Here is a 22121-nt window from a genome sequence, read left to right as displayed (position 1 = left end):
CGTTCGGGGGAAGGGGGTGGGCGGCGGCCGCTACATTCCCTGGCATGCCGCATCCGAAGGACCTGGACCCGTACACCGACGCCCGCGCCTTCTACGGCGCCGAGTTACGCCGTCTGCGCGAGGCGGCCGCGCTGTCGCAGGGTGAGTTGGGTGAGCGGGTCTTCTGCTCCGGCTCGTACATCGGCCAGTTCGAGGCGGCGACGCGTCGGCCCCAGTTGGAGATGTCCCGGGCCCTGGACGAGTTGCTGGGGAGCGGCGAGCACCTTCAGCGCCTGTGCCGGCTGGCACAGAAGTCGAAGGTGGCGGGGTACTTCGCGGACGCCGCCGAGCTCCAGCTTCATGCCTCGTCCATCGGGAGCTACACGTCGATGACCGTGCTGGGGCTCTTGCAGACCGAGTCCTACGCGCGGGCTCTGACGCGGGCCGCGCACCCCTTCGCCACTACAGAAGTCGTCGAAGGACACGTCCAGACGCGCATGGAGCGCACGAGCCTCCTCGATTCGCCTGCTACGCCGGTGCTTTGGGTGGTGCTTCACGAGGCCGCGCTGCTCCTGCCGGTGGGCGGAAGCGCGGTGATGGCCGAACAGCTCGCGCACCTCGTCGAACAGACGGAGTCCCGCCCTCGCGTCGTGACGCAGGTGCTTCCGTTCTCCGCCGGGGCGCACCCCTTCCTGCATGGCTCCATGACACTGATGCAGTTCGCCGACGCTCCCGCCGTTGTGTACACGGAAGGCCCCTACAGCGGCCAACTCATCGAGGAATCGCCGCTGGTGGAGCAGTACCGCTCCGCATACGATCTGGCGAGGGCTGTCGCACTGTCGCCGGAGGCATCCCTGCATCGGATCGCCTCGGCGGCGAAGGAGTTCGCGACGCCATGAGCACCACACCTGACCTGAGCACCGCTGCCTGGCGTACGTCGTCGTACAGCAACGGGGACGGCGGCGAGTGCGTCGAGATCGCCGGCAACCTCCCCGGCATCGTCCCCGTACGCGACAGCAAGGCCGCCCCCGGCGGGCCCGCCCTCACGTTCGCGACGGGCTGCTGGGCGCCCTTCATGGCGGCGCTCAGGGACGGCTCGCTCTGAGTCGTGCTCAGACGTGTTCCGGAGTCTCCGGAACGGCCGTGGGGAACAGGCTCTCCGGCAGGGTCACGTTCCAGGCCGTGATCACCGGCTGCCCGTGCTCCGTGCCGAGGCGGGACACGGCGCCCGTGGCGAGCTGGAAGAGCTTGCCCTCGGCCGGGGTGAGGCCGAGATAGCGGGCCGTCAGGACGCGCAGGAAGTGGGAGTGGGCGACGAGCACGATGTCCTCGTCACCCGCCCGCGCGGCGGCTTCCCCGACCTCGGCCAGCACCCGGTCGGCCCGTTCGCCGACCTCCGCCGGGGTCTCGCCGGGGTGGGCGTCGGGGCCGGGGGCGACGCCGTCGGTCCAGAGGTTCCAGCTGGGACGGGTGCGGCGGATCTCGCGCGTGGTGATGCCCTCGTACGCGCCGTAGTCCCACTCGCGCAGCTCGGGGGTGATGCGGGGCGCGGCCAGCCCGGCCAGTTCGGCGGTGCGCCGGGCCCGTACCGAGGGGCTGACCAGGGTCAGGGCGATGTGGCGGTCGGCGAGCAGGGGTGCGAGGGCGCGGGCCTGGCGCTCGCCGAGGGGCGTCAGGGGCAGGTCGGTGTGGCTGGTGTGCTGTCCGTTGCGGGACCACTCGGTCTCGCCGTGCCGGATCAGGATCAACTCGCCCATGTGAAGGCCATCCGCTCTTGGTGCTGTTACCGCTCACGTGCTGTCGGTGGTGCGAACCCCCTGGTCCACGATTGCATTCCGGCCGGGGCGAGGCGGGCGGGCGCGCCCGGGAGTGACCGGATGCGGCTACGCGCGCTGCTCGTGCCGAGTCGCGCGACGGCGTGAAGCGCGTGCCGGGCCGGGGCCGCCGGCGGGGCGGCCCCGGCCCGGAGAGGCGTCAGCCCTTGACCACGTCCAGCGACTCGTCGCCCACGACCACGACCGTGTACGGCCGGTCCGTGTCCGCCGTGACGCGGAGCGTGCCGCCCTCGCGGACCAGGTCGTACGTGGCGGCGGTGGCTCCCGTGAGGTCGGGGACCGTCACCGTGCGGATGAAGTCGCCCAGGCCCTCGGGGGCGTACACGCGCAGTTCCAGATCCTGCGTCCAGTCGGCGTCCGGGCGGGAGGCGTCAGCGCCGAGCGGGAGGACCGCGCCGGGGCGGACCAGCAGCGGGAGGCTGTCGAAGCCGTGGGTGCCGTGGTGCCAGGCGGGGCCGGTGACGGTCTCGCCGGTCAGGAAGTGGGTCCAGACGCCCTCGGGGACGTAGTACTCGACCCGGCCGTCCTCGCTGAAGACGGGGGCCACGAGGAGGTCCGGGCCCAGCAGGTACTGGCGGTCGACCGTGCGGGTCGCCGGGTCGTCGGGGAATTCCAGCAGCATCGGGCGCATGGTCGGGACGCCGATGCGATGGGCCTCGACGGCTGTGCAGTACAGATACGGCATGAGGCGGTGCTTGAGCTCCGTGAACTGCTTGGCGACCGCGACCGCCTCGTCGCCGAACTCCCACGGCACCCGGTAGGACGAGGAGCCGTGCAGCCGGCTGTGCGAGGAGAGCAGGCCGAAGGCGAGCCACCGCTTGAAGACCGCCGGGTCGGGCGTGCCCTCGAAGCCGCCGATGTCATGGCTCCAGAAGCCGAAGCCCGACAGGGACAGGGAGAGGCCGCCGCGCAGGGACTCGGCCATCGCCTCGAAGGAGGACCAGCAGTCGCCGCCCCAGTGGACGGGGAACTGCTGGCCGCCGGCGGTGGCGGACCGGGCGAAGAGGACGGCCTCGCCCGCACCGCGCTCCTTCTCCAGGAGCTCGAAGACGGCCTTGTTGTACAGGTGGGTGTAGTAGTTGTGCATCCGCTCCGGGTCGGAGCCGTCGTGCCAGACGACGTCCGTCGGGATGCGTTCGCCGAAGTCCGTCTTGAAGCCGTCGACGCCCTGGTCGAGGAGCGTCTTCAGCTTGGCCTGGAACCAGGCGGTGGCCTCGGGGTTGGTGAAGTCGACCAGCGCCATGCCGGCCTGCCACTTGTCCCACTGCCAGATGTCGCCGTCGGTGGTGAGGACGAAGTAGCCCTTCTCCGCGCCTTCCGCGTACAGGGCGCTCTTCTGCGCGATGTAGGGGTTGATCCAGACGCAGATCCTCAGCCCCTTGTCCTTGAGCCGGGCGAGCATGCCGGCCGGGTCGGGGAAGGTGTCCGGGTCCCATTCGAAGTCGCACCACTGGTACTCGCGCATCCAGAAGCAGTCGAAGTGGAAGACGGAGAGCGGGATGCCTCGCTCGGCCATGCCGTCGACGAACGAGGTGACGGTGGCCTCGTCGTAGTCGGTGGTGAACGAGGTGGTCAGCCAGAGACCGAACGACCAGGCCGGGGGCAGGGCCGGGCGGCCGGTGAGTGCGGTGTAGCGGGTGAGGACGTCCTTGGGGGTGGGGCCGGCGACGACGAAGTACTCCAGCGTCTGGTCCTCGACGCTGAACTGCACCTGGCCGACGGCCTCGGAGCCGACCTCGAAGGAGACCTTGCCGGGGTGGTTGACGAAGACGCCGTAGCCGCGTGAGGAGAGGTAGAACGGGACGTTCTTGTACGCCTGCTCGCTGCTGGTGCCGCCGTCGGCCTGCCACATGTCGACGACCTGGCCGTTCTTGACGTACGGCGTGAACCGCTCACCGAGGCCGTGGATCGTCTCGCCGACGCCGAGCGCGAGCTGGGCGAACATGTGGTGACCGCCGTCCTGGACGGTGGCGAAGGCGGTGCCCTTGCGCCCGGCGGCGGTCAGTACGCGGCCGCCCGCGTCGAGGAACTCCAGGCCGAAGCCGCCCTCCGTGGGGAGGCGCAGGGTGAGGGGCCCGCTCGTGAGCTCGGCGGTGGGACCGTCGTCACGGGTGGTGGCCGTGGTGTCACCGATGGCTCCGGGAAGGGCGAAGTCCGGGCCGGGGCGACGCTTGCCCGCGAGGTGGGTGACGCGTACGCCGATGACGCCTTCGGCGGCGGCGTACGCCTCCACCGTGATCAGGGGGGCGTTGAGCGTGTCCCCGCGCCGCGTGACGCGCTTGACGGCGGCGTGGGCGGTGAGGCGGTCGGCGTCGAGGCGGAGGTCGCGGATCTCGGTGGCGTACGAGGCGTTCACACCGTCTCGCATCTGCCAGAAGCCGTCGGTGAACTTCATGGGTCTTCCTTAACCGGTACGGGGGTGTGCGGGGTACGTCGTCGGGGCCTGCCCCCGTGTTCGGGGCTCGCACGACGGCACGTCGTACCTCGTTCCTGTGGGTCCCGGTTTTGATCGTACACAAAACAAATAATTCTTCGAAGCGCTTCGACGATGCCTCCAGGCACCCACATCCGGCCTGATCCGGGCCGCAAGACCCCCGGCGAGGTGCCGTGTTGCCCCTGCGTGACCGATGTGTGACCGGGATGGTCTAGAAACAAACGCCGAGATGCCGTATTAGTTCTGTCAGCAAACAATTCGGTCGGGCGGCAGTGCAGCCGTCCGGGCCATGTCGACAAGAGGCAGCAGAATGTCGAACCGCTTCACCCCCACTCCCGCCGACCGGTTCACCTTCGGGCTCTGGACCGTCGGCTGGCGAGGCAACGACCCCTTCGGTGACGCCACCCGCCCCGCCCTGGACCCGGTCGAGTCCGTCGAGCGCCTCGCGGAGCTGGGCGCGCACGGTGTGACGTTCCACGACGACGACCTCATCCCGTTCGGCGCCCCCGACAGCGAGCGTGCCGCGATCGTCACCCGTTTCAAGGCCGCCCTGGATCGCACCGGTCTCAAGGTCCCCATGGCCACCACCAATCTCTTCACGCACCCCGTCTTCAAGGACGGCGGCTTCACGTCCAACGACCGTGACGTCCGCCGCTTCGCGCTGCGCAAGGTCATCCGCAACATCGACCTCGCCGTCGAGCTGGGCGCCGAGACCTATGTCGCCTGGGGCGGCCGCGAGGGCGCCGAGTCCGGCGCGGCCAAGGACGTGCGGGTCGCGCTGGACCGGATGAAGGAAGCGTTCGACCTGCTCGGCGAGTACGTCGTGGACCAGGGATACGACCTCAGGTTCGCGATCGAGCCCAAGCCGAACGAGCCGCGCGGCGACATCCTCCTGCCGACGGTCGGCCACGCCCTGGCGTTCATCGAGCGCCTGGAGCGCCCGGAGATGTACGGCGTGAACCCCGAGGTCGGCCACGAGCAGATGGCCGGGCTGAACTTCGCGCACGGCATCGCGCAGGCGCTGTGGGCGGGCAAGCTCTTCCACATCGACCTCAACGGCCAGTCCGGCATCAAGTACGACCAGGACCTCCGCTTCGGCGCCGGCGACCTGCGCCAGGCCTTCTGGCTCGTCGACCTGCTGGAGAGCTCGGACTACGCGGGCCCGCTGCACTTCGACTTCAAGCCGGTGCGCACCGACGGCATCGACGGGGTGTGGGAGTCCGCGAAGAACTGCATGCGCAACTACCTGATCCTCAAGGAGCGCGCGCTGGCGTTCCGCGCCGACCCGGCCGTGAAGGAGGCGCTGGCCGCCTCCCGTCTGGACGAGCTGGCGCAGCCCACCGCCGCCGACGGCGTCAAGGCCCTGCTCGCGGACCGCACCGCGTACGAGGACTTCGACGTGGACGGCGCCGCCCAGCGCTCGATGGCCTTCGAGGCGCTCGACCAGCTCGCCATGGAACACCTGCTCGGCGTCGGCTGACGCGCGTGGGGTGTCCGGCGCGGACCGTCGTCGCCGGGCGCCCCTTCTCCCCCGCGCGGGCCTGCCGGACCCGCGCCGGGCGGACGGATCCACCTCGTCGGGACACAGGGGTCCCCCCGGGCCGGCACCCCTCTCACGCAAGGGCACCATCGTGACAGCACCTTCTCCGGACGGCATGCGCCAGCCGCGCCGCCGTCCTCACCGGCGGGTCATCGTCCCGCTCACCGTCGTCTCCGCGCTGCTCGGCGGCGTCGTCCTGTCCGGCTGCGGGCAGCAGCGGGACCCGGACGTGTACACCGTCATGAACTCGTCGACCGACGAGTCCTACCACCGCTGGGACGCCCAGACGCTGGCCCGGTGCAGCAAGCAGCTCGGGGTGAGGATCGAGCAGCAGAGCGTCCCCGCCGCGCAGGTGATGACGAAGGCCCTGCGCATGGCGTCCTCGAAGTCGCTGCCCGACGTGCTCCAGCTGGACGCCTCGGAGATGCCGACGTTCGCCGAGGCGGGCGGCCTGATCCCGCTGAAGGACCTCGGCCTGACGACGAAGGACATACCGGAGGGGATCGTCAACTTCGGTTCGTACGACGGGCAGTACTACGGGGCGGCGCGCACCGTGAACACCCTGGCGCTGTTCTACAACAAGGACACCCTGGACAAGGCCGGCCTGAAGGTGCCCACCACCTGGGCCGAGATGCGGGACACCGCGAACAAGCTGACCCAGGGCAAGCGGTACGGCCTCGCGCTCAGCGCGGGCGGCGCGGAGGACGGCGTCTTCCAGTTCACCCCGTTCATGTGGTCCAACGGCGGCGACGAGACCAAGCTCGACAGCCCGCAGGTGGCCGGGGCGCTGGACTACTGGAAGAGCCTCCTGAAGGACGGCTCCCTGTCCAAGTCCACCGTCAACTGGACGCAGGCCGATGTGAACGACCAGTTCATGGCCGGCAACGCCGCCATGATGATCAACGGCCCGTGGCAGGTCGAGACCCTCAACTCCAAGAAGGGGCTGAACTGGGGCATCGCCCGGATCCCCGTCCCGAAGGCCGGCGACGACTCCGTCGGTCCGCTGGGCGGCGGAGTGCTGACTGTGCCGAACACCGGAGACGGCGAGCGGGAGAAGACGGCCGCCCGGATCATCGGCTGCATGTCGGGCGAGCAGGAAGAGATCACCTACGCGATCAACAGCTGGATGGTCCCGGCCAACCGGAAGGCCGCCGCCAAGTGGCGCGAGCAGACCCCGGAGCTGGCCGCCCTCGCCGACCAGGTCGCCACGGCCCGTTCGCGTACCGCCAAGCTCGGCGCGCAGTGGTCGTCGGCGTCGCTGGCCCTGCAGAGCGCCTTCCAGTCCGCGCTCACCGGTGAGTCCAGCGAGGCCGCCCTGAAGCGTGCCCAGCAGCAGGTCACGAGCGGGAACTGAGGTATACGAACCATGTCATCCACCACAGCCCCGGCCGCCGCGCCGCCGGCCGGCCCGAAGGCCTCCGCGGCCGGTGCGGTCAAGAAGCCGGTGAACCCGCGGAGCGCCAAGCGGCGCAGGACACTCGCCCAGTGGGGGTTCATCGCCCCCGCCGTGATCTTCATGGCGCTGTTCTTCGGCTACCCGCTCGTCCGCAACATCGTGATGAGCTTCCAGGACTACTCGCCGTCCACCTTCTTCACCGGCAAGGCGCCCTTCAACGGCTTCGACAACTGGAGCAACGTCTTCAACGACGGGCTGTTCGGCAAGGCCCTGTGGCAGACGATCCTGTTCACGGTCGGATCGCTCGTCGGCCAGTTCTGCATCGGCCTGGCCCTCGCCGTCTTCTTCACCCGCCGCTTCCCGCTGAACGGCATCCTGCGCTCGCTGATCCTGCTGCCGTGGCTGGTCCCGATGGTCGTCTCCGGCATCGTGTGGCGGCGCATCTTCGACCAGGACACCGGTGTCCTCAACTCGTTCCTCGGCACGGTCGGCCTCCCCGCCGACACGCCGTGGCTGACGAGCACCAGCATGGCGCTGATCTCGGTCGTCCTGGTGAACATCTGGATCGGCATCCCGTTCAACATGGTGATCCTCTACGGCGGCCTCCAGGAGGTCCCCAAGGAGCTGAACGAGGCCGCCTCGCTCGACGGCGCGTCCGCCTGGCGTACGTTCCGCTCGGTCACCCTGCCCATGCTGAGGCCCGTCATCACCGTGGTGCTCGTGCTCGGCTTCATGTCGACGGTGAAGATCCTCGACCTGGTCCTCGCCCTCACCGACGGCGGGCCCGCCGACTCCACCCAGACGCTCGGCACGCTCACGTACCAGAACTCGTTCGTCCAGATGGACTTCGGGGCCGGTGCCGTGGTCGGCAACATCCTGATCCTGATCTCCGCCGTCTTCGCGGTGTTCTACCTGCGGGCCAACCGCAATGAGGGGAAGTGACCGGCATGGCGACCACCACCCAGGTCCCCGCCGCCCCGGCTCCCGCCGTGCGCCGGCCGAAGCGCCGCTGGGGCGCGACCGTCTTCGGCGTCGTCGTCCTCGCGGTGATGCTGTTCCCGCTGTACTGGATGATCAACACCGCGCTGCAGCCGGACGCGGGCCTGGTCGACGTCGGCCCGGTCCCGACGGGCGTGGACTTCTCCGGATTCACCTCCGCCCTCACCGAACAGGGCGGCAACCTGCTGACCTCGCTGGCCGTGGCGCTCGGCGCCGTGGCCATCTGCCTGGCGATCTCCGCGCCGGCGGCGTACGGGCTGGCGCAGTTCAAGCTGCGCGGCAGCAAGACGATCGTCTTCGGCACGCTCATCACCCAGATGGTGCCGGGCATCGTCATCGCGAACGCCCTGTACAGCGCGTACGTGGACCTCGGCCTGGTCAACTCCTACTTCGGCCTGATGCTCGCGGACGCCTCGCTGGGCATTCCGTTCGCCATCGTGCTGATGCGCTCGTTCATGGTGTCCATCCCGCGCGAGGTCATCGAGGCGGCCGAGGTCGACGGCGCCGGACGCGTGCGTACGTTCGTCCAGGTCGTCCTGCCGATGAGCCGCAACTCCCTGATCACGGCAGGCCTGTTCTCGTTCCTGTACGCATGGAGCGACTTCATGTTCGCGCTGACCCTGAACACCACGGACGACGTCAAGCCGATCACACTGGGCATCTACCAGTACATCGGCGCCCACGTCGGCGACTGGGGGTCGGTCATGGCCGCCTCGGTCCTCTCGGCCGTGCCGGCCGCGGTCCTGCTCGTCCTGTCCCAGAAATACATCGCCGCCGGGATCACCGGCGGCTCGGTCAAGTAAGGGTTTCCATGAGTGAGTTCCCGGTCTTCCCGCCCGGTTTCGTCTTCGGCGCGGCCACGGCCTCGTACCAGATCGAGGGCGCGGTGGATGAAGACGGCCGCGGGCCGTCCATCTGGGACACCTACAGCCACACGCCGGGGAAGACCGACGGCGGTGACACGGGTGACGTGGCGTGCGACCACTACCACCGCTACCCCGAGGACGTGGCCCTGCTGCGCGACCTCGGCGTGGACTCGTACCGCTTCTCCATAGCCTGGTCGCGCATCCAGCCCGAGGGCAGCGGTGCGGTCAACCCCAAGGGCCTGGACTTCTACTCCCGGCTGGTCGACGAGCTCCTCGAAGCGGGCATCGAGCCGGCCGCCACCCTCTACCACTGGGACCTGCCGCAGGCCCTGGAGGACAAGGGCGGCTGGCGGGTGCGCGAGACCGCTGAGCGGTTCGGGGAGTACACGGCGATCATGGCGGACCACCTGGGCGACCGGGTGCCGCGCTGGATCACGCTGAACGAACCGTGGTGCAGCGCCTTCCTCGGCTATTCGGTCGGCCGGCACGCGCCGGGCGCGAAGGAGGGGCGCGGGGCCCTGGCCGCCGCGCACCACCTGCTCGTCGGCCACGGCCTGGCGATGAAGGCGCTGCGGGCGGCGGGGGTCCGCGAGGCGGGCATCACACTCAACCTGGACCGGAACGTCCCGGCGACCGAGTCGGACGCCGACCTCGCCGCGGTCGTCCGCGCGGACACCCAGCACAACCTGGTGTGGACCGAGCCGATCCTCGCGGGCCGCTACCCGGCCACCGAGGAGGAGACCTGGGGCGAGCTCATCACCGGGCAGGACTTCCGGCGCGAGGGCGACCTGGAGCTGATCTCCCAGCCGATGGACTTCCTGGGCATCAACTACTACCGCCCCATCGTGGTCGCCGCCGCCCCGCACCGCGAGGCCGACCCGGCGCTGCGCGTCGCCACCGACAACCGGTACAGCGAGGGCGAGTACCGGGGCGTCCGCAAGACGGCCATGAACTGGCCCGTCGTGCCGGAGACCTTCACGGACCTGCTGACCGCGCTGAAGCAGACGTACGGGGACGCGCTGCCGCCGGTGCACATCACGGAGAACGGCTCGGCGGAGTTCGACACCGTGGAGGCGGACGGTTCGGTGCACGACGCGGACCGGGTCGCGTACCTGCAGACACACCTGACGGCGCTGCGGACGGCGATGGACGCGGGCGTGGACGTGCGCGGCTACTACGTCTGGTCGCTGCTGGACAACTTCGAGTGGGCGCTCGGGTACGCGAAGCGGTTCGGAATCATCCGGGTCGACTACGACACGCTGGAGCGCACGCCGAAGGACAGCTACCGGTGGTACCAGGAGCTGATCGCGGCGCACCGGAAGTAGTCCGGTCACCCAGCCGCCCCCGTCCGCCGGACCGCGCACGGGGGCGGCTGTCGTACGGCCCCGTCCTCAGCGCGCGGCGTACGCCGCCGGGTCGTCCAGGACCTCGCGCACCACGCGCGCCGCGGCGCCCCGGGCCGCGTCGCCGGAGAGCGAGGAGGCCCGCAGCCCCCGGCCGTCGCCGCGCCAACGGCCCGACACCACCCGGTCCGCGAGCTGCGCCTGGGCCGCCTCTTCGAGCCACGGCGTCAGGTCCCGGTAGATGCCGCCGAGCACGACCGTGTCCAGGTCGAAGAGATTGACCGCTCCGGCCAGCACCACGCCCATCCGGTCACCGGCCGCCCGCAGCACCTCCAGCGTCTCCGGGTCGCCCTCTCTCGCCCGCCTCTCCAGTTCGCCGAGACCGCGCACGCCCGCCGCCGGGTCGATGCCGGCGGCCCGCAGCAGGGCCGCCTGACCCGCGTACTGCTCAAGACAGCCCCGCGCGCCGCACCCGCACAGCGGTCCCTCGGGGTCGACGACGACATGCCCGACCTCGCCGGCGAAACCGTGGGCCCCGCGCAGCAACTCGCCCTGGAGCACCAGTGCACCGCCGACGCCGATCTCGCCGGTGAGGTAGAGGAAGCAGCCGGCGTCGCCGAGGCCGCCGAACCACAGCTCGGCCAGGGCCGCCAGATTGGCCTCGTTGTCGGAGCTGACCGCCAGCGCCCGGCCGGCCGGCCGCAGGGTGCTGAGCGCCTGGCCGAAGATGCCTTCGGCCGCGACCCGGTACCAGCCCAGGTTCGGCGCCTGGCGGACCATTCCGCCGGAGACGAGTCCGGGCAGCGCCAGTTCGACGCCGACGGCCCGCAGCCCCTGCTCGCCGGTGGAGGTGATGACCCGGTTGGTGAGCCGGGCCGCGTGGGCGAGCACCTCGGCCGGCGGGATGCCGCGGTTGTCGATGTGTTCGGTGACCCGGACCCGGTCGGTGCCGGTGAGCCCGGCCGCGCACACCGAGACGTAGTCGATGTTGATCTCGACGCCGAGTCCGGCCGGTCCGGTGTCCGACACCTTCAGCACGGTGCCGGGGCGTCCGGCGCTGCCGCTGAACGTCTTGCCCGACTCGGTCAGGTGGTCGAGCGCCAGCAGCTCCTCGACGAGCGAGGACACCGCGGCCCGGGTCAGCCCGACGCGGGCCGCCACGCGGGCGCGGGTCGCCTCGCCCTCCTCGAGAACGGCCCGCAGGACGAGGCCGAGGTTGTGGCGGCGCACGGACTCGGTACCGGACTTGGCGCCGGGCGAGGGGGGACGGATCGTGGTCATCAGATCTCCGAGCGTAGGGCCTCGCCCGCCCGTGTCACGCCTCCGCCCCGGGCCGAGCTGCGGTTTCGCGGCACGGCCGTCCTGCGCCGGCACGGACGCGGCCGGCCCCGGCACGGAACCGCGGTCAGTCCCGGGGGCGCTCCGCCCGGTCGAGCACCATCTCGGCGATGCCCCGGGCCGCGAGTGCCGGATGCGCGTCGGGGCGGGTGACCGCGTGGGCCAGGGTGCCGTCGATGAGCACCAGGAGCTGGTCGGCGCCGCACTCCGGGTCGGGGTGCCCGTGGCGGGTCAGCTCCGCGGCGAACAGCTCGTGCAGGCCGTCCTTGAAGGCCCGGACCTCCGCGTGGGCGGGGTGCGCCGGATCCGTGAGGGCGACGTCCGCCGAGGTGTACCGGCAGCCGTGGAAGCCCGGGCGCCGGGTGATCACCTCCAACTCGTCGAAGACCGCGAGGACGCGCGCCCGCGGGTCGTCACCGGCGTCGTCCATCACCTCGATGTAGCGGGCGCGGGCCGGGTGGCTGCGCAGCACCTCGGCGACCAGCCCGTCCTTGCCGCCGAAGTGCTGGTAGAGGGAGCGCCGGGCGACGTCCGCCCGTTTGAGGATCGCGTCCACGCCGACGTGCACGCCATGGGTGTAGGTGAGGTCGCGGGCGGCCTCGACCAGCCGTTCGCGGGGGCCGGGTCTCGTCGTCTGCCGTTCGCGGGGGCCAGGGCTCGTCGTCGTCACATCCCCGATTCTGGCACGGGCTTGACTGTAGAACAACCAGTCTATCTACTGAGCGCAGCGCTTCGTAGACCGACTGTTCTATCCATTGCTCTGTCCGCCCTGCGTCTCCCCTGCTTCCAAGGAGCAGCCATGCCCCGTTCCGGAACTCTGCCGACCGTGCTGGCCGGCGTGTTCATCACGGTTCTCGACTTCTTCATCGTCAATGTGGCCATCCCCTCCACCCAGCGCGATCTGCACGCGGGCCCGACCGCCACCGAGTGGGTCGTCGCCGGATACGCCCTGGCCTACGGATCGGGGCTGATCCTCGGCGGGCGGCTCGGGGACGTCCACGGCCGCCGCCGGATGTTCTCGCTCGGGACGGCCCTGTTCACGCTCGCCTCGGTCGCCTGCGGACTGGCACCGACGGCCACCGCACTGGTCGTGGCGCGGGTCGCCCAGGGCGCCGCGGCAGCCCTGCTCTCGCCCCAGGTCCTCGCCATCATCCGCACCGCCTACTCGGGCCCGGCGCGGAGCAGGGCCGTCAACGCCTACGCCCTGACGATGGGGCTCGCGGCGGTGTTCGGGCAGCTGATCGGCGGGGTCCTCATCCACGCCGATCTGTTCGGGCTCGGCTGGCGGGCCTGTTTCCTGCTCAATGTGCCGATCGGCATCACCGTCCTGGCGGTCGCCCGGCGGATGGTCCCGGAGAGCAGGGCCGCGGACGCGGCGCGCCTCGACCTGCCCGGTGCCGCTCTGATCACGTCGGCCCTCGCCGCCACCCTGCTGCCGCTGATCGAGGGCCGCGAACAGGGCTGGCCCGCCTGGACCTGGGTGTCGTTCGCCGCCTCCGCGGCACTCTTCACCGTCTTCGGCCGGCGGCGGCTCCCCCACTCGCCCCTGATCGACCCGGCCCTCTTCCGGCAACGTGCTTTCGTCGCGGGTCTGTTCACCTATCTCGCGTTCACCATGGGCATGGCGGCCTACTTCCTGATCTTCGCGCTGTACGTCCAGCAGGGCCGCGGCCTCGACGCCCTGGAGGCCGGCTTCGCCTTCGTCCCCATCGGGGCCGGCTATCTGGCCGCCTCGCTCCTCGCCCCCCGCCTGGCGGCCCGTCTCGGCCGGCAGGTGATCGCGATCGGCGGGCTCACCCGAGCCGTCGGCCTGGCCGCGCTGCTGGTCATGGCGGGACAGGGCGCCGCCGTCGGCTGGCTCGTGCCGGCGCTCATCGTCGACGGCATCGGCATGGGGCTGGCCCTGGGACCGATCATGACCACCGTGCTGGCCGGGGTCGCCCAGAAGCACGCCGGCTCAGCCGCGAGCGCGCTCACCACGGTGCAACAGGTGGGCGGCGCCCTGGGGGTGGGGGCGGTCGGCATCGTCTACTACGGCAGCGTCGGCGACGGGGTCCCCCTCGCGTTCCGGCACGGGCTGATCCACCTGATCGTCGTCGCCCTCGTCCTCACCGCGCTCGTACAGCTGCTCCCCCGCGGAGCCGGGAAGCCCAGCGCCCTCGAACCGTCCGCCCGAGAAGGAGCCCCCGCATGAGCACCGTCGGCACCGAAGCCCTGGACGCCCTCGCCCACCGGTACATCGCGATGTGGAACGAGCCCGACCCGGACCTGCGCCGCGCCCTGGTCGACGGATTGTTCGCCCCCGCGTGCGTGCACTTCACGCCGACGCGCGAAGTCCGTGGCCGCGCGGACATGCTGGAGCGGGTGAGAGACGCCCACGCCCAGTGGGTCGCCCCCGGCAAGCATCACTTCCGGGCGGTACCCGGCGCCGACGGACATCACGGGGCCGTCCGGTTCACCTGGGAGATGGCGGACACCGCGACAGGTGCGGCCGTGTCCGCGGGCTCCGACTTCCTCGTGCTCGACCCAACGGGCCTCATCGTCAGCGACCACCAGTTCATCGACCGGTGAGACCCCTCCCCGGCCGCCCGTTCCCCAAGTGATCACACACCTGAAACACCGTCGCAGCGGCCCCGCCACATCGCCCGGTTACGTTGGCCGTACGCGGCCGCCGTTGCCCGCTCCATCCCCCCGGACCCCCTGGTCCGGCCGGTGAACGAGGAGGTCCGCGGTGCACGTTCCGGCCATTCCCGCCCGCAGCACGAGGCCGCGGCGCCGTGCGCCCGCCTGGCTCGCCCACGTGACCCGGCTGCGCCGCGCTCCCGTGCCCCGGACGGCGATGGTGCGCGGGGCGCTCGGCGCGGGCCCCCTGCTCGCGGCCGGGATCGCCGCCGGGCAGCCGGGGCCGGGCGTCCTCGCCGCCCTCGGGGCGATGCTCGCGGGGGTCAACGACCGTCCGGGCACCCGCCGCAAGGGGCTCGTCCACATAGGGCTGCCGGCCGCGGCCGGATCGCTCGGGCTGCTCGCCGGCGCGGGGGTCGCGGAGTCGGCCGGGCGGTGGGCGGCGGTCCCCGCGCTCTTCCTGGTGGGCTGGGTCTCCGGAGCGCTGAGCGCGAGGAGTGCCGTCTGGTCGGCGGCCGCGCTGCAGATGCTGGTCGCCACCACGATCGGCATGGGGATGCCGCTCGCCGGGCCCGCGTGGCTGAAGGCGCTGTGCTTCCTGACCGGTGCGGGCTGGCTGGTGGTCCTGCGGCTCCTGCTGCGCGCCCCGCGGTCGCGGGACTCGACGCGGTGGAGCGGCGAACGCGAGGCCGTCGCCGCCGTGTTCGACGCACTCGCGGACGCGCTGGGCGCACTCGGCGGGCCGGGCGCGCCGTCCGCGCGGCGTGCGCTCGTCGCCGCGCAGCAGCAGGCCGACGAGGCGCTGCGGCTGATGCGGCTGCTTCCGTGGCCGCGCCGGTCCGGCGGAGCGGCTCACGTCCTCGCCGAACGCTTCGGCGCGGGGGTCGCGTTGTGCGGGGCGAGCATCGCGCTCCAGTGGGAGGGCCGGCCCGTCCCGGACGCCGTGGCCGAGGGCCCCCGCCGGCTGGCCGCGGCGGTCCGTTCCGGCGGACCGGCGGGGCCCCTGCCGAGCCCCCGGCCGGACACCGTCGAACGCCTGGCCTTCGACCGGGCGGTGCTGGAGGCCGCGGTGGTCTTCGACCGGACGACGGCCGGCTCACCCGCTCCGCAGGACCCCGCACGCCCTCCGGCGACCGGCACGAGGGCGGGGTTCCGCCCGGGACTCTTCACACCCGCCGGGCGTGAGTACGGCCTGCGCGTGGCGCTCTGCGTCTCGGTCACGGCGGCCGTCGCCCTGCTGCTGCACGAGGACCACTGGTACTGGCTGCCGGCCACCGCGGCGTTCCTGGTGAAGCCGGACATGGGTCCGTTGTTCTCGCGGGTGGTGAACCGGTTCGCCGGGACCGTGGCCGGCGTCCTCGTCTTCGTCGCGCTCATGGCCGCGGCCGGCGGCCTCGGCCCGCCGCTCGTCGTGGCGGCGGTGGTCGTGGCCGGGGGCCTGGTGCCCCTGTCCACCCGCCACTTCGCGTTCCAGACCGCGGTGATCACCGTGCTGGTGCTGTCGTTCGTGCACACCGCGGGGGACACCGAGGCCGCGGCGTCCCGGCTGCTGGAGACGTTCCTGGCGTGCGTCATCGTGCTGCTCGTCGGGCATCTTCCGCGGGTGGCCGACCCCCGGGTACGGGTCGGCCACCGGTTCGCCGTCACCCTGCGCTGCACGGAGCGGTATCTGCGCCATGTGCTGGCCGCGCCGGGCCCCGCCGGGGAGAGCCGTCTGCCGGGCGGCGCAGGGGGCCGTCAGCGGGACGACGCGCGGGGGCTGGCGCTGCGCAGCGCCGCGTACCGGGCGCTGGCCGAGGCCCGGGCCGCGGCGGAGACCGTCGCGGCCGAGCTGCCGGGGCCGTTCGGCGGGCGGCGCCACGACTGGTCGGCCGTGACGGTGGCCGCCGAGCTGGTCGTCGACGCGGCGACCGCGTGCGCGCTGCGGGTCGGCAACGGGGTGCCGCGGCCCTCGTCCGGCGAGGTGGAACGGGTGACGACGGCCCTGTCGGTGCTGGCGGACGCCCTGGAGGACGGCCACCGCGTCGCACGGCCGGCGCCGGGGCCGGGGCCGCGGGACTGCCGGTCGCTGCGGGACGTGATGACGCAACTGCACGGTATCCACCGGCTCACCACAGCCGGTGAGATGCGCAGCGCGTCATCCGCTTTCTCCGCCCGGTCCTGAGCCGGATCCCGCCGCAACACCCGGGCGGCCGGACGGAGATGTGACCTTCGCCCCTTTCCGTCAAAACCTTGGAGCGGTGAGGGACTCGTGAAAGGATCACCCTCAATTCCGTGGCGTGTCCCCGTATCCCGCGGCGCGTCACGCCTCTCACCACCACCCATGGAGCACACACGTGGCCAAGATCTCCGGCCGTCTGTCCCGGCGGGCGACCACCCGCCTCGCCGTCGCGGCGATAACCGCGGCCCTCGTCGGCACCGGCGCCTCCGCCTTCGCCGCGGAGGTGGGCGACGCGCCCATGTACGGCATCGCCGGCGTGGACAGCACGGGCGCCTCGTACTACTACGCACCGAACGGCGAGGGCGGCCTGCAGCCCCGTGCCGCGTACGACACCGGCTTGAAGGACGTCACGTTCCTCGGCCGGGTGGACAACGACGCCGACAACCTCGCCGACGGCCGCTGGCAGACCAACGCGGCGGGCGTGCTGTCCTACGCCGCCGAGGGGAACCTCCCGCTCGAGAACGTCGGCCACGGCTGGGGCATCTACAACAAGCTCGTCTCCGCGGGCAACGTCGGCGGCGGCGAGGCCGGCGACCTCCTCGGCCGCGACGCCTCGGGGTACCTGTACCTGTACCTGGGCTACGGCGACGGCACCGTCACCAAGCGGTACACCGTCGGCGGCGGCTGGAACGCGTACACCCAGATCGCGGGCAACGGCGACCTGACCGGCGACGGGAAGAACGACATCGTCGCCCGCGACAAGGCCGGCGTGCTGTGGCTCTACAAGGGCACCGGCAACTACAAGGCCCCGTTCGCCTCGCGCACCAAGATCGGTGCCGGCTGGAACACGTACAACACCGTCTTCGCCCCGGGCGACATCAACCTGGACGGCAGGACCGACCTCATCGGCCGGGACGCCGACGGCGCACTGTACCTGTACGCCGGAACCGGCAATGCCGCGGCCCCCTACGGGAGCCGCGTGAAGATCGGCAACGGTGGCTGGAACACGTACCGTCTCATCTTCTGATCAAAAGTGAGGGATTCCCGCCCGAAGTCATGACACGATTCAGATGAAACCCGTGGCCTGCCCTCCCTCCTGGGGACGGGCGGGCCACCCTTCGTCTAGATCCATGGAGTACTTCGTGGCCAAAACCTCTGGCCGTAAGCACAGACGCATAGCCGCCCGCGTGGCAGCAGCGGCACTCACCGCCGCACTCGTCGGCACGGGCACCTCCGCCGTCGCCGCCGACTCCCCGAGCCCGGTGGCGCCGAGCGCCGACAACGCGGCGCAGCAGCCGGCCGCCGCGGCGACCGCTGCCGCCGCCACCGTGTCCTCGGCTCTGTACGGCATCGACAAGGCCGGCAAGTCCTGGGGCTACACGCAGAACGGCACGGGCGGCTTCGAGGCCCGCGATTCGAACAGCGATGACGACTGGTCCGACATCAAGGACATGTTCCAGGTCAACAACGGCACGGACAGCGCGACCGACGGTCTGTGGGCGCGTGACTACTCCGGTTCGCTGTACTACCTCCCGTGGGAGGTCCAGAGCACGCGCATCGGCGGTGGCTGGAACATCTACAACAAGCTGGTCTCCGCCGGAAACTTCGGCGGTGCCGGTGCGGGTGACCTGCTCGCCCGTGACAGCGGCGGCACGCTCTACATCTACCTGGGCCTCGGCACGGGCAAGCTGACGGGCCGCTACAAGGTCGGCGCCGGCTGGAACGCCTACAACCAGATCGCGGGCAACGGCGACCTGAGCGGCGACGGCAAGAGCGACCTCGTCGCCCGCGACAAGGCCGGCGTGCTGTGGCTCTACAAGGGCACCGGCAACTACAAGGCCCCGTTCGCCTCGCGCACCAAGATCGGTGCCGGCTGGAACACGTACAACCTCCTCGTGTCGACGGGTGACCTCGACTACGACGGCAAGGCCGACCTGATCGCCCGTGACACGACCGGTGCTCTGTACCGCTACTCGGGCACCGGCAACGCGGCCTCGCCGTACAAGGGCCGTGTGAAGATCGGCGCGAGTGGCTGGAACACCTACCGCCTGCTCTTCTGAGCCCGGTAGTCACTCCCGCAGCATGAGAGAGGGCCGCACCCCCGTCGCCGGGGGTGCGGCCCTCTCGCCGTACTGCCGCTGATGCCTACTTGCGGATCAGGCTGCGGAGCACGTACTGCAGGATGCCGCCGTTGCGGTAGTAGTCCGCCTCACCGGGGGTGTCGATGCGGACGACGCCGTCGAACTCCACACCGGTGTCGGTGGTGACCTTGACCGTGCGCGGGGTGGTGCCGTCGTTCAGCTTGGTCACGCCGGTGAAGGAGAAGGTCTCCTCGCCGGTCAGGCCCAGGGTCTCGGCGGTCTGGCCCTCGGGGAACTGGAGCGGGAGGACGCCCATGCCGATGAGGTTCGAGCGGTGGATGCGCTCGTAGGACTCGGCGATGACGGCCTTGACGCCCAGGAGCGCGGTGCCCTTGGCCGCCCAGTCGCGGGAGGAGCCGGAGCCGTACTCCTTGCCCGCCAGGATGACGAGCGGGGTGCCCGCCGCCTGGTAGTTCTGCGAGGCGTCGTAGATGAACGACACCGGGCCGTCGGCCTGGGTGAAGTCGCGGGTGAAGCCGCCCTCGGTGCCCGGCGCGATCTGGTTGCGCAGGCGGATGTTGGCGAACGTGCCGCGGATCATGACCTCGTGGTTGCCACGGCGCGAGCCGTAGGAGTTGAAGTCACGGCGCTCGATGCCGTGCTCCGTGAGGTACTTGCCGGCCGGGGTGTCGGCCTTGATCGCACCGGCCGGGGAGATGTGGTCGGTGGTGACCGAGTCGCCCAGCTTCGCGAGGACGCGGGCGCCCGTGATGTCGGAGACCGGGGTGGTCTCCATCGTCATGCCCTCGAAGTAAGGGGGCTTGCGGACGTACGTCGACTCGGAGTCCCACTCGAAGGTGTCGCCGGTGGGGATCGAGAGCGCCTGCCACTGGGCGTCGCCCGCGAAGACGTCCTGGTAGGACTTGTTGAACATGTCCTCGCCGATGGAGTTGGCGACGACGTCGTTCACCTCGGCCTCGGTGGGCCAGATGTCGGCGAGGAAGACGGGCTTGCCGTCCTGGTCGACACCGAGGGCGTCCTTGGTGATGTCGACCTTCATCGAACCGGCGATGGCGTACGCGACGACCAGCGGCGGGGACGCCAGGTAGTTCATCTTGACGTCGGGATTGATCCGGCCCTCGAAGTTACGGTTGCCGGAGAGCACCGAGGTCACGGCCAGGTCGTGGTCGTTGACCGCCTTGGAGACCTCTTCCGGCAGGGGGCCGGAGTTGCCGATGCAGGTGGTGCAGCCGTAACCGACGAGGTTGAAGCCGACCTTGTCGAGGTACGGGGTCAGGCCCGCCTTGTCGAAGTAGTCGGTGACGACCTTCGAGCCCGGGGCGAGGGTGGTCTTGACCCACGGCTTGCGGGTCAGGCCCTTCTCGACGGCCTTCTTCGCCACGAGCGCCGCGGCGACCATGACGTACGGGTTCGAGGTGTTGGTGCAGGAGGTGATCGCGGCGACGGTGACCGCGCCGTGGTCCAGCTCGTACGTGGTGCCGTCGGGGGCGGTCACGGTGACCGGGTTGGACGGAACGCCGTTGGGGGACACGGCCGGGGAGTCGGAGGCCGGGAAGGACTCCTTGCTCGCCTCCATGTCGTCCGTGACGTAGTTGCGCACGTCCTCGGCGAACTTGGCCTTGGCGTTCGCGAGGACGATGCGGTCCTGCGGGCGCTTCGGGCCGGCGATGGAGGGGACGACCGTGGAGAGGTCGAGCTCCAGCTTCTCGGAGAAGTCCGGCTCGGCGGCCGGGTCGAGCCAGAGGCCCTGCTCCTTGGCGTACGCCTCGACGAGCGCGACCTGCTGGGCGTCACGGCCGGTCAGGCGGAGGTACTTCAGCGTCTCGTCGTCGATCGGGAAGATCGCGGCGGTGGAGCCGAACTCCGGCGACATGTTGCCGATGGTGGCGCGGTTCGCGAGGGAGGTGGCGGCGACGCCCTCACCGTAGAACTCGACGAACTTGCCGACGACGCCGTGCTTGCGGAGCATCTCGGTGATGGTCAGCACGAGGTCGGTGGCGGTGGTGCCGGCCGGGAGCTCGCCGGTCAGCTTGAAGCCGACGACGCGCGGGATGAGCATGGAGACCGGCTGGCCGAGCATCGCGGCCTCGGCCTCGATGCCGCCGACGCCCCAGCCCAGCACACCGAGGCCGTTGACCATGGTGGTGTGCGAGTCGGTGCCGACGAGGGTGTCGGGGTACGCCTGGCCGTTACGGACCATGACCGTGCGGGCCAGGTGCTCGATGTTGACCTGGTGGACGATGCCGGTGCCCGGGGGGACGACCTTGAACTCGTCGAAGGCGGTCTGGCCCCAGCGCAGGAACTGGTAGCGCTCCTTGTTCCGGCCGTACTCCAGCTCGACGTTCTGCGCGAACGCGTCGTTGGTACCGAACTTGTCGGCGATGACGGAGTGGTCGATGACCAGCTCGGCGGGGGCGAGCGGGTTGATCTTCGCCGGGTCGCCGCCGAGCTCCTTGACGGCCTCACGCATGGTGGCGAGGTCCACGACACACGGCACACCGGTGAAGTCCTGCATGATCACGCGAGCCGGCGTGAACTGGATCTCCTGGCTGGGCTGGGCCTGGGAGTCCCAGCCGCCGAGCGCCCGGATGTGGTCGGCGGTGATGTTCGCGCCGTCCTCCGTGCGGAGCAGGTTCTCCAGCAGCACCTTCAGGCTGTAAGGGAGGCGCGCGGAGCCCTCGACCTTGTCCAGCTTGAAGATCTCGTACGACTCGTCGCCCACGCGCAGCGTGCTGCGGGCGTCGAAGCTGTTCGCCGACACGACAGTCTCCTTCATCAATGTGCGCGTAACTCCGCGCCGCGCCTCACTTCGGCGGGCGCCGCGTGGTGCCGCCGTCGGCGACCCGGTCATCCGCTAAGGTAGGGGTTAGTTAGGTAACCCTTACTACGCGATGGCCCTCTGTGCGCCTTCGGCATATATCTCGATGTCGAGATAACTCTAGTACATCGCCGCTGAGGGGTCATGTCAGGGCATGCCCGAGCGCGCGCGGCGAAGGCGAAGCGCGGCCATCGGCACCGGTGACGGCCAGGTCTTCCCACCCAAGGCCGAGTGGCAGTTCCATGCCGGCCCTCCGCGGGGACGGCGGACATGCGTGCACGCGCACGGCGGGCCCCTGCATACGCGCGCACGGCGGGCCCCTGCGTGCACGCGTGCGACGGGCCCCTGAGGGAAAGCCTCCTCCGTCTGTCGGAGGAAAGCCGCGCCCGCCCGGTTTCAAGGCACTGAAACCGTGGTGAAACCGCGCTGAATGCGGTCTGCCGCAACCTCCTCGGCATGACGACAACGACTCCGCACTCCCTCGCCATCACCGCCAAGGGGCTGCGCAAGGCCTACGGGGACAAGACGGTCCTCGACGGCATCGACCTCGCGGTGCCGACCGGGACCGTGTTCGCGCTGCTCGGTCCCAACGGGGCCGGCAAGACCACCGCCGTGAAGATCCTCTCCACCCTCGTCACCCCCGACGCCGGCGACCTCCACGTCGCCGGCCACGACCTGGCCACCCACC

The 22121-nt window shown here is 71.0% G+C and carries 18 protein-coding genes; 13 read left to right on the top strand and 5 right to left on the bottom strand.

The window, feature by feature from the left end:
• Nucleotides 1-44: 44 nt before the first annotated feature.
• Both E6R60_RS00090 and E6R60_RS00085 read left to right on the top strand, forming a co-directional pair.
• Complete coding sequence (locus E6R60_RS00090) at nucleotides 45-878, top strand: helix-turn-helix transcriptional regulator (RefSeq protein ID WP_136324256.1); 834 nt, start codon at nucleotides 45-47, stop codon at nucleotides 876-878.
• Nucleotides 875-1084, top strand: coding sequence for a DUF397 domain-containing protein (locus E6R60_RS00085; protein ID WP_136324255.1), 210 nt, complete (start codon nucleotides 875-877; stop codon nucleotides 1082-1084). Before E6R60_RS00090 ends, E6R60_RS00085 begins: the two co-directional genes overlap by 4 nt.
• Nucleotides 1085-1091: 7 nt before the next feature.
• Here the strand turns inward: E6R60_RS00085 and E6R60_RS00080 are convergent, their stop codons facing one another.
• Together E6R60_RS00080 and yicI are read right to left on the bottom strand one after the other, a co-directional pair.
• Nucleotides 1092-1736, bottom strand: coding sequence for a histidine phosphatase family protein (locus E6R60_RS00080; protein ID WP_136324254.1), 645 nt, complete (start codon nucleotides 1734-1736; stop codon nucleotides 1092-1094).
• A 217-nt stretch (nucleotides 1737-1953) separates the two neighbouring features.
• Complete coding sequence (yicI, locus tag E6R60_RS00075; RefSeq protein ID WP_136324253.1) at nucleotides 1954-4209, bottom strand: alpha-xylosidase; 2256 nt, start codon at nucleotides 4207-4209, stop codon at nucleotides 1954-1956.
• 349 nt (nucleotides 4210-4558) lie between these two features.
• On the opposite strand from yicI, the gene xylA reads away from it, so the two are divergent.
• The 5 genes from xylA (at nucleotide 4559) to E6R60_RS00050 (ending at nucleotide 10374) form a co-directional block, all read left to right on the top strand.
• Nucleotides 4559-5728: a xylose isomerase gene (gene xylA / locus E6R60_RS00070; RefSeq protein WP_136324252.1), complete on the top strand. Its 1170-nt coding sequence runs from the start codon at nucleotides 4559-4561 to the stop codon at nucleotides 5726-5728.
• A gap of 175 nt (nucleotides 5729-5903) precedes the next feature.
• Nucleotides 5904-7142, top strand: a complete 1239-nt coding sequence (locus E6R60_RS00065) for a sugar ABC transporter substrate-binding protein (RefSeq protein WP_136324859.1) — start codon at nucleotides 5904-5906, stop codon at nucleotides 7140-7142.
• Between the two features lie 12 nt (nucleotides 7143-7154).
• The gene (locus E6R60_RS00060; protein ID WP_136324251.1) at nucleotides 7155-8126 is read left to right on the top strand and encodes a sugar ABC transporter permease; all 972 of its coding nucleotides are present in this window, start codon (nucleotides 7155-7157) and stop codon (nucleotides 8124-8126) included.
• Nucleotides 8127-8131: 5 nt separating this feature from the next.
• A complete protein-coding gene (locus tag E6R60_RS00055; protein WP_136324250.1) occupies nucleotides 8132-8986 on the top strand; it encodes a carbohydrate ABC transporter permease in 855 nt (284 codons plus the stop codon).
• An 8-nt stretch (nucleotides 8987-8994) separates the two neighbouring features.
• Nucleotides 8995-10374 (top strand): GH1 family beta-glucosidase, encoded by a 1380-nt coding sequence (locus E6R60_RS00050; RefSeq protein WP_136324249.1) that lies wholly within the window; start codon nucleotides 8995-8997, stop codon nucleotides 10372-10374.
• Between the two features lie 66 nt (nucleotides 10375-10440).
• Here E6R60_RS00050 and E6R60_RS00045 read toward each other — a convergent pair whose 3' ends face one another.
• Nucleotides 10441-11673, bottom strand: a complete 1233-nt coding sequence (locus tag E6R60_RS00045) for an ROK family protein (RefSeq protein ID WP_136324248.1) — start codon at nucleotides 11671-11673, stop codon at nucleotides 10441-10443.
• A gap of 124 nt (nucleotides 11674-11797) precedes the next feature.
• Nucleotides 11798-12400: a TetR/AcrR family transcriptional regulator gene (locus tag E6R60_RS00040; protein WP_136324247.1), complete on the bottom strand. Its 603-nt coding sequence runs from the start codon at nucleotides 12398-12400 to the stop codon at nucleotides 11798-11800.
• A 129-nt stretch (nucleotides 12401-12529) separates the two neighbouring features.
• Here E6R60_RS00040 and E6R60_RS00035 point away from each other — a divergent pair, with 129 nt between their 5' ends.
• The 5 genes from E6R60_RS00035 to E6R60_RS00015 all read left to right on the top strand — a co-directional run bounded on the left by E6R60_RS00035 (nucleotide 12530) and on the right by E6R60_RS00015 (nucleotide 18573).
• A complete protein-coding gene (locus E6R60_RS00035; protein WP_136324246.1) occupies nucleotides 12530-13924 on the top strand; it encodes an MFS transporter in 1395 nt (464 codons plus the stop codon).
• Complete coding sequence (locus tag E6R60_RS00030; RefSeq protein WP_136324245.1) at nucleotides 13921-14301, top strand: nuclear transport factor 2 family protein; 381 nt, start codon at nucleotides 13921-13923, stop codon at nucleotides 14299-14301. The genes E6R60_RS00035 and E6R60_RS00030 overlap by 4 nt, the downstream gene beginning before the upstream one ends.
• Nucleotides 14302-14461: 160 nt before the next feature.
• Nucleotides 14462-16516, top strand: a complete 2055-nt coding sequence (locus E6R60_RS00025) for an FUSC family protein (protein ID WP_240802325.1) — start codon at nucleotides 14462-14464, stop codon at nucleotides 16514-16516.
• 172 nt (nucleotides 16517-16688) lie between these two features.
• A complete protein-coding gene (locus E6R60_RS00020) occupies nucleotides 16689-17540 on the top strand; it encodes a VCBS repeat-containing protein (RefSeq protein ID WP_136324244.1) in 852 nt (283 codons plus the stop codon).
• A 160-nt stretch (nucleotides 17541-17700) separates the two neighbouring features.
• Nucleotides 17701-18573 (top strand): VCBS repeat-containing protein, encoded by an 873-nt coding sequence (locus E6R60_RS00015; RefSeq protein WP_346766052.1) that lies wholly within the window; start codon nucleotides 17701-17703, stop codon nucleotides 18571-18573.
• A gap of 85 nt (nucleotides 18574-18658) precedes the next feature.
• Here E6R60_RS00015 and acnA read toward each other — a convergent pair whose 3' ends face one another.
• Entirely contained in the window at nucleotides 18659-21391 is a 2733-nt protein-coding gene (gene acnA, locus E6R60_RS00010) for an aconitate hydratase AcnA (protein WP_136324242.1), read from the bottom strand.
• A 498-nt stretch (nucleotides 21392-21889) separates the two neighbouring features.
• On the opposite strand from acnA, the gene E6R60_RS00005 reads away from it, so the two are divergent.
• A partial coding sequence (locus tag E6R60_RS00005) for an ATP-binding cassette domain-containing protein (RefSeq protein WP_136324241.1) occupies nucleotides 21890-22121 on the top strand: 232 nt, incomplete at its 3' end.

This window comes from Streptomyces sp. A0642 (genome assembly GCF_004795105.1).
Taxonomy (GTDB): Bacteria; Actinomycetota; Actinomycetes; order Streptomycetales; family Streptomycetaceae; genus Streptomyces.
This window is presented reverse-complemented; position numbering and strand designations above follow the sequence as displayed.

Excerpts from the sequence above, each read along its gene's own strand:
- E6R60_RS00090 (WP_136324256.1), top strand. The coding sequence starts at position 45 with ATGCCGCATCCGAAGGACCTGGACCCGTACACCGACGCCCGCGCCTTC.
- E6R60_RS00085 (WP_136324255.1), top strand. The coding sequence starts at position 875 with ATGAGCACCACACCTGACCTGAGCACCGCTGCCTGGCGTACGTCGTCG.
- E6R60_RS00080 (WP_136324254.1), bottom strand. The coding sequence starts at position 1,736 with ATGGGCGAGTTGATCCTGATCCGGCACGGCGAGACCGAGTGGTCCCGC.
- yicI (WP_136324253.1), bottom strand. The coding sequence starts at position 4,209 with ATGAAGTTCACCGACGGCTTCTGGCAGATGCGAGACGGTGTGAACGCC.
- xylA (WP_136324252.1), top strand. The coding sequence starts at position 4,559 with ATGTCGAACCGCTTCACCCCCACTCCCGCCGACCGGTTCACCTTCGGG.
- E6R60_RS00065 (WP_136324859.1), top strand. The coding sequence starts at position 5,904 with ATGCGCCAGCCGCGCCGCCGTCCTCACCGGCGGGTCATCGTCCCGCTC.
- E6R60_RS00060 (WP_136324251.1), top strand. The coding sequence starts at position 7,155 with ATGTCATCCACCACAGCCCCGGCCGCCGCGCCGCCGGCCGGCCCGAAG.
- E6R60_RS00055 (WP_136324250.1), top strand. The coding sequence starts at position 8,132 with ATGGCGACCACCACCCAGGTCCCCGCCGCCCCGGCTCCCGCCGTGCGC.
- E6R60_RS00050 (WP_136324249.1), top strand. The coding sequence starts at position 8,995 with ATGAGTGAGTTCCCGGTCTTCCCGCCCGGTTTCGTCTTCGGCGCGGCC.
- E6R60_RS00045 (WP_136324248.1), bottom strand. The coding sequence starts at position 11,673 with ATGACCACGATCCGTCCCCCCTCGCCCGGCGCCAAGTCCGGTACCGAG.
- E6R60_RS00035 (WP_136324246.1), top strand. The coding sequence starts at position 12,530 with ATGCCCCGTTCCGGAACTCTGCCGACCGTGCTGGCCGGCGTGTTCATC.
- E6R60_RS00030 (WP_136324245.1), top strand. The coding sequence starts at position 13,921 with ATGAGCACCGTCGGCACCGAAGCCCTGGACGCCCTCGCCCACCGGTAC.
- acnA (WP_136324242.1), bottom strand. The coding sequence starts at position 21,391 with ATGAAGGAGACTGTCGTGTCGGCGAACAGCTTCGACGCCCGCAGCACG.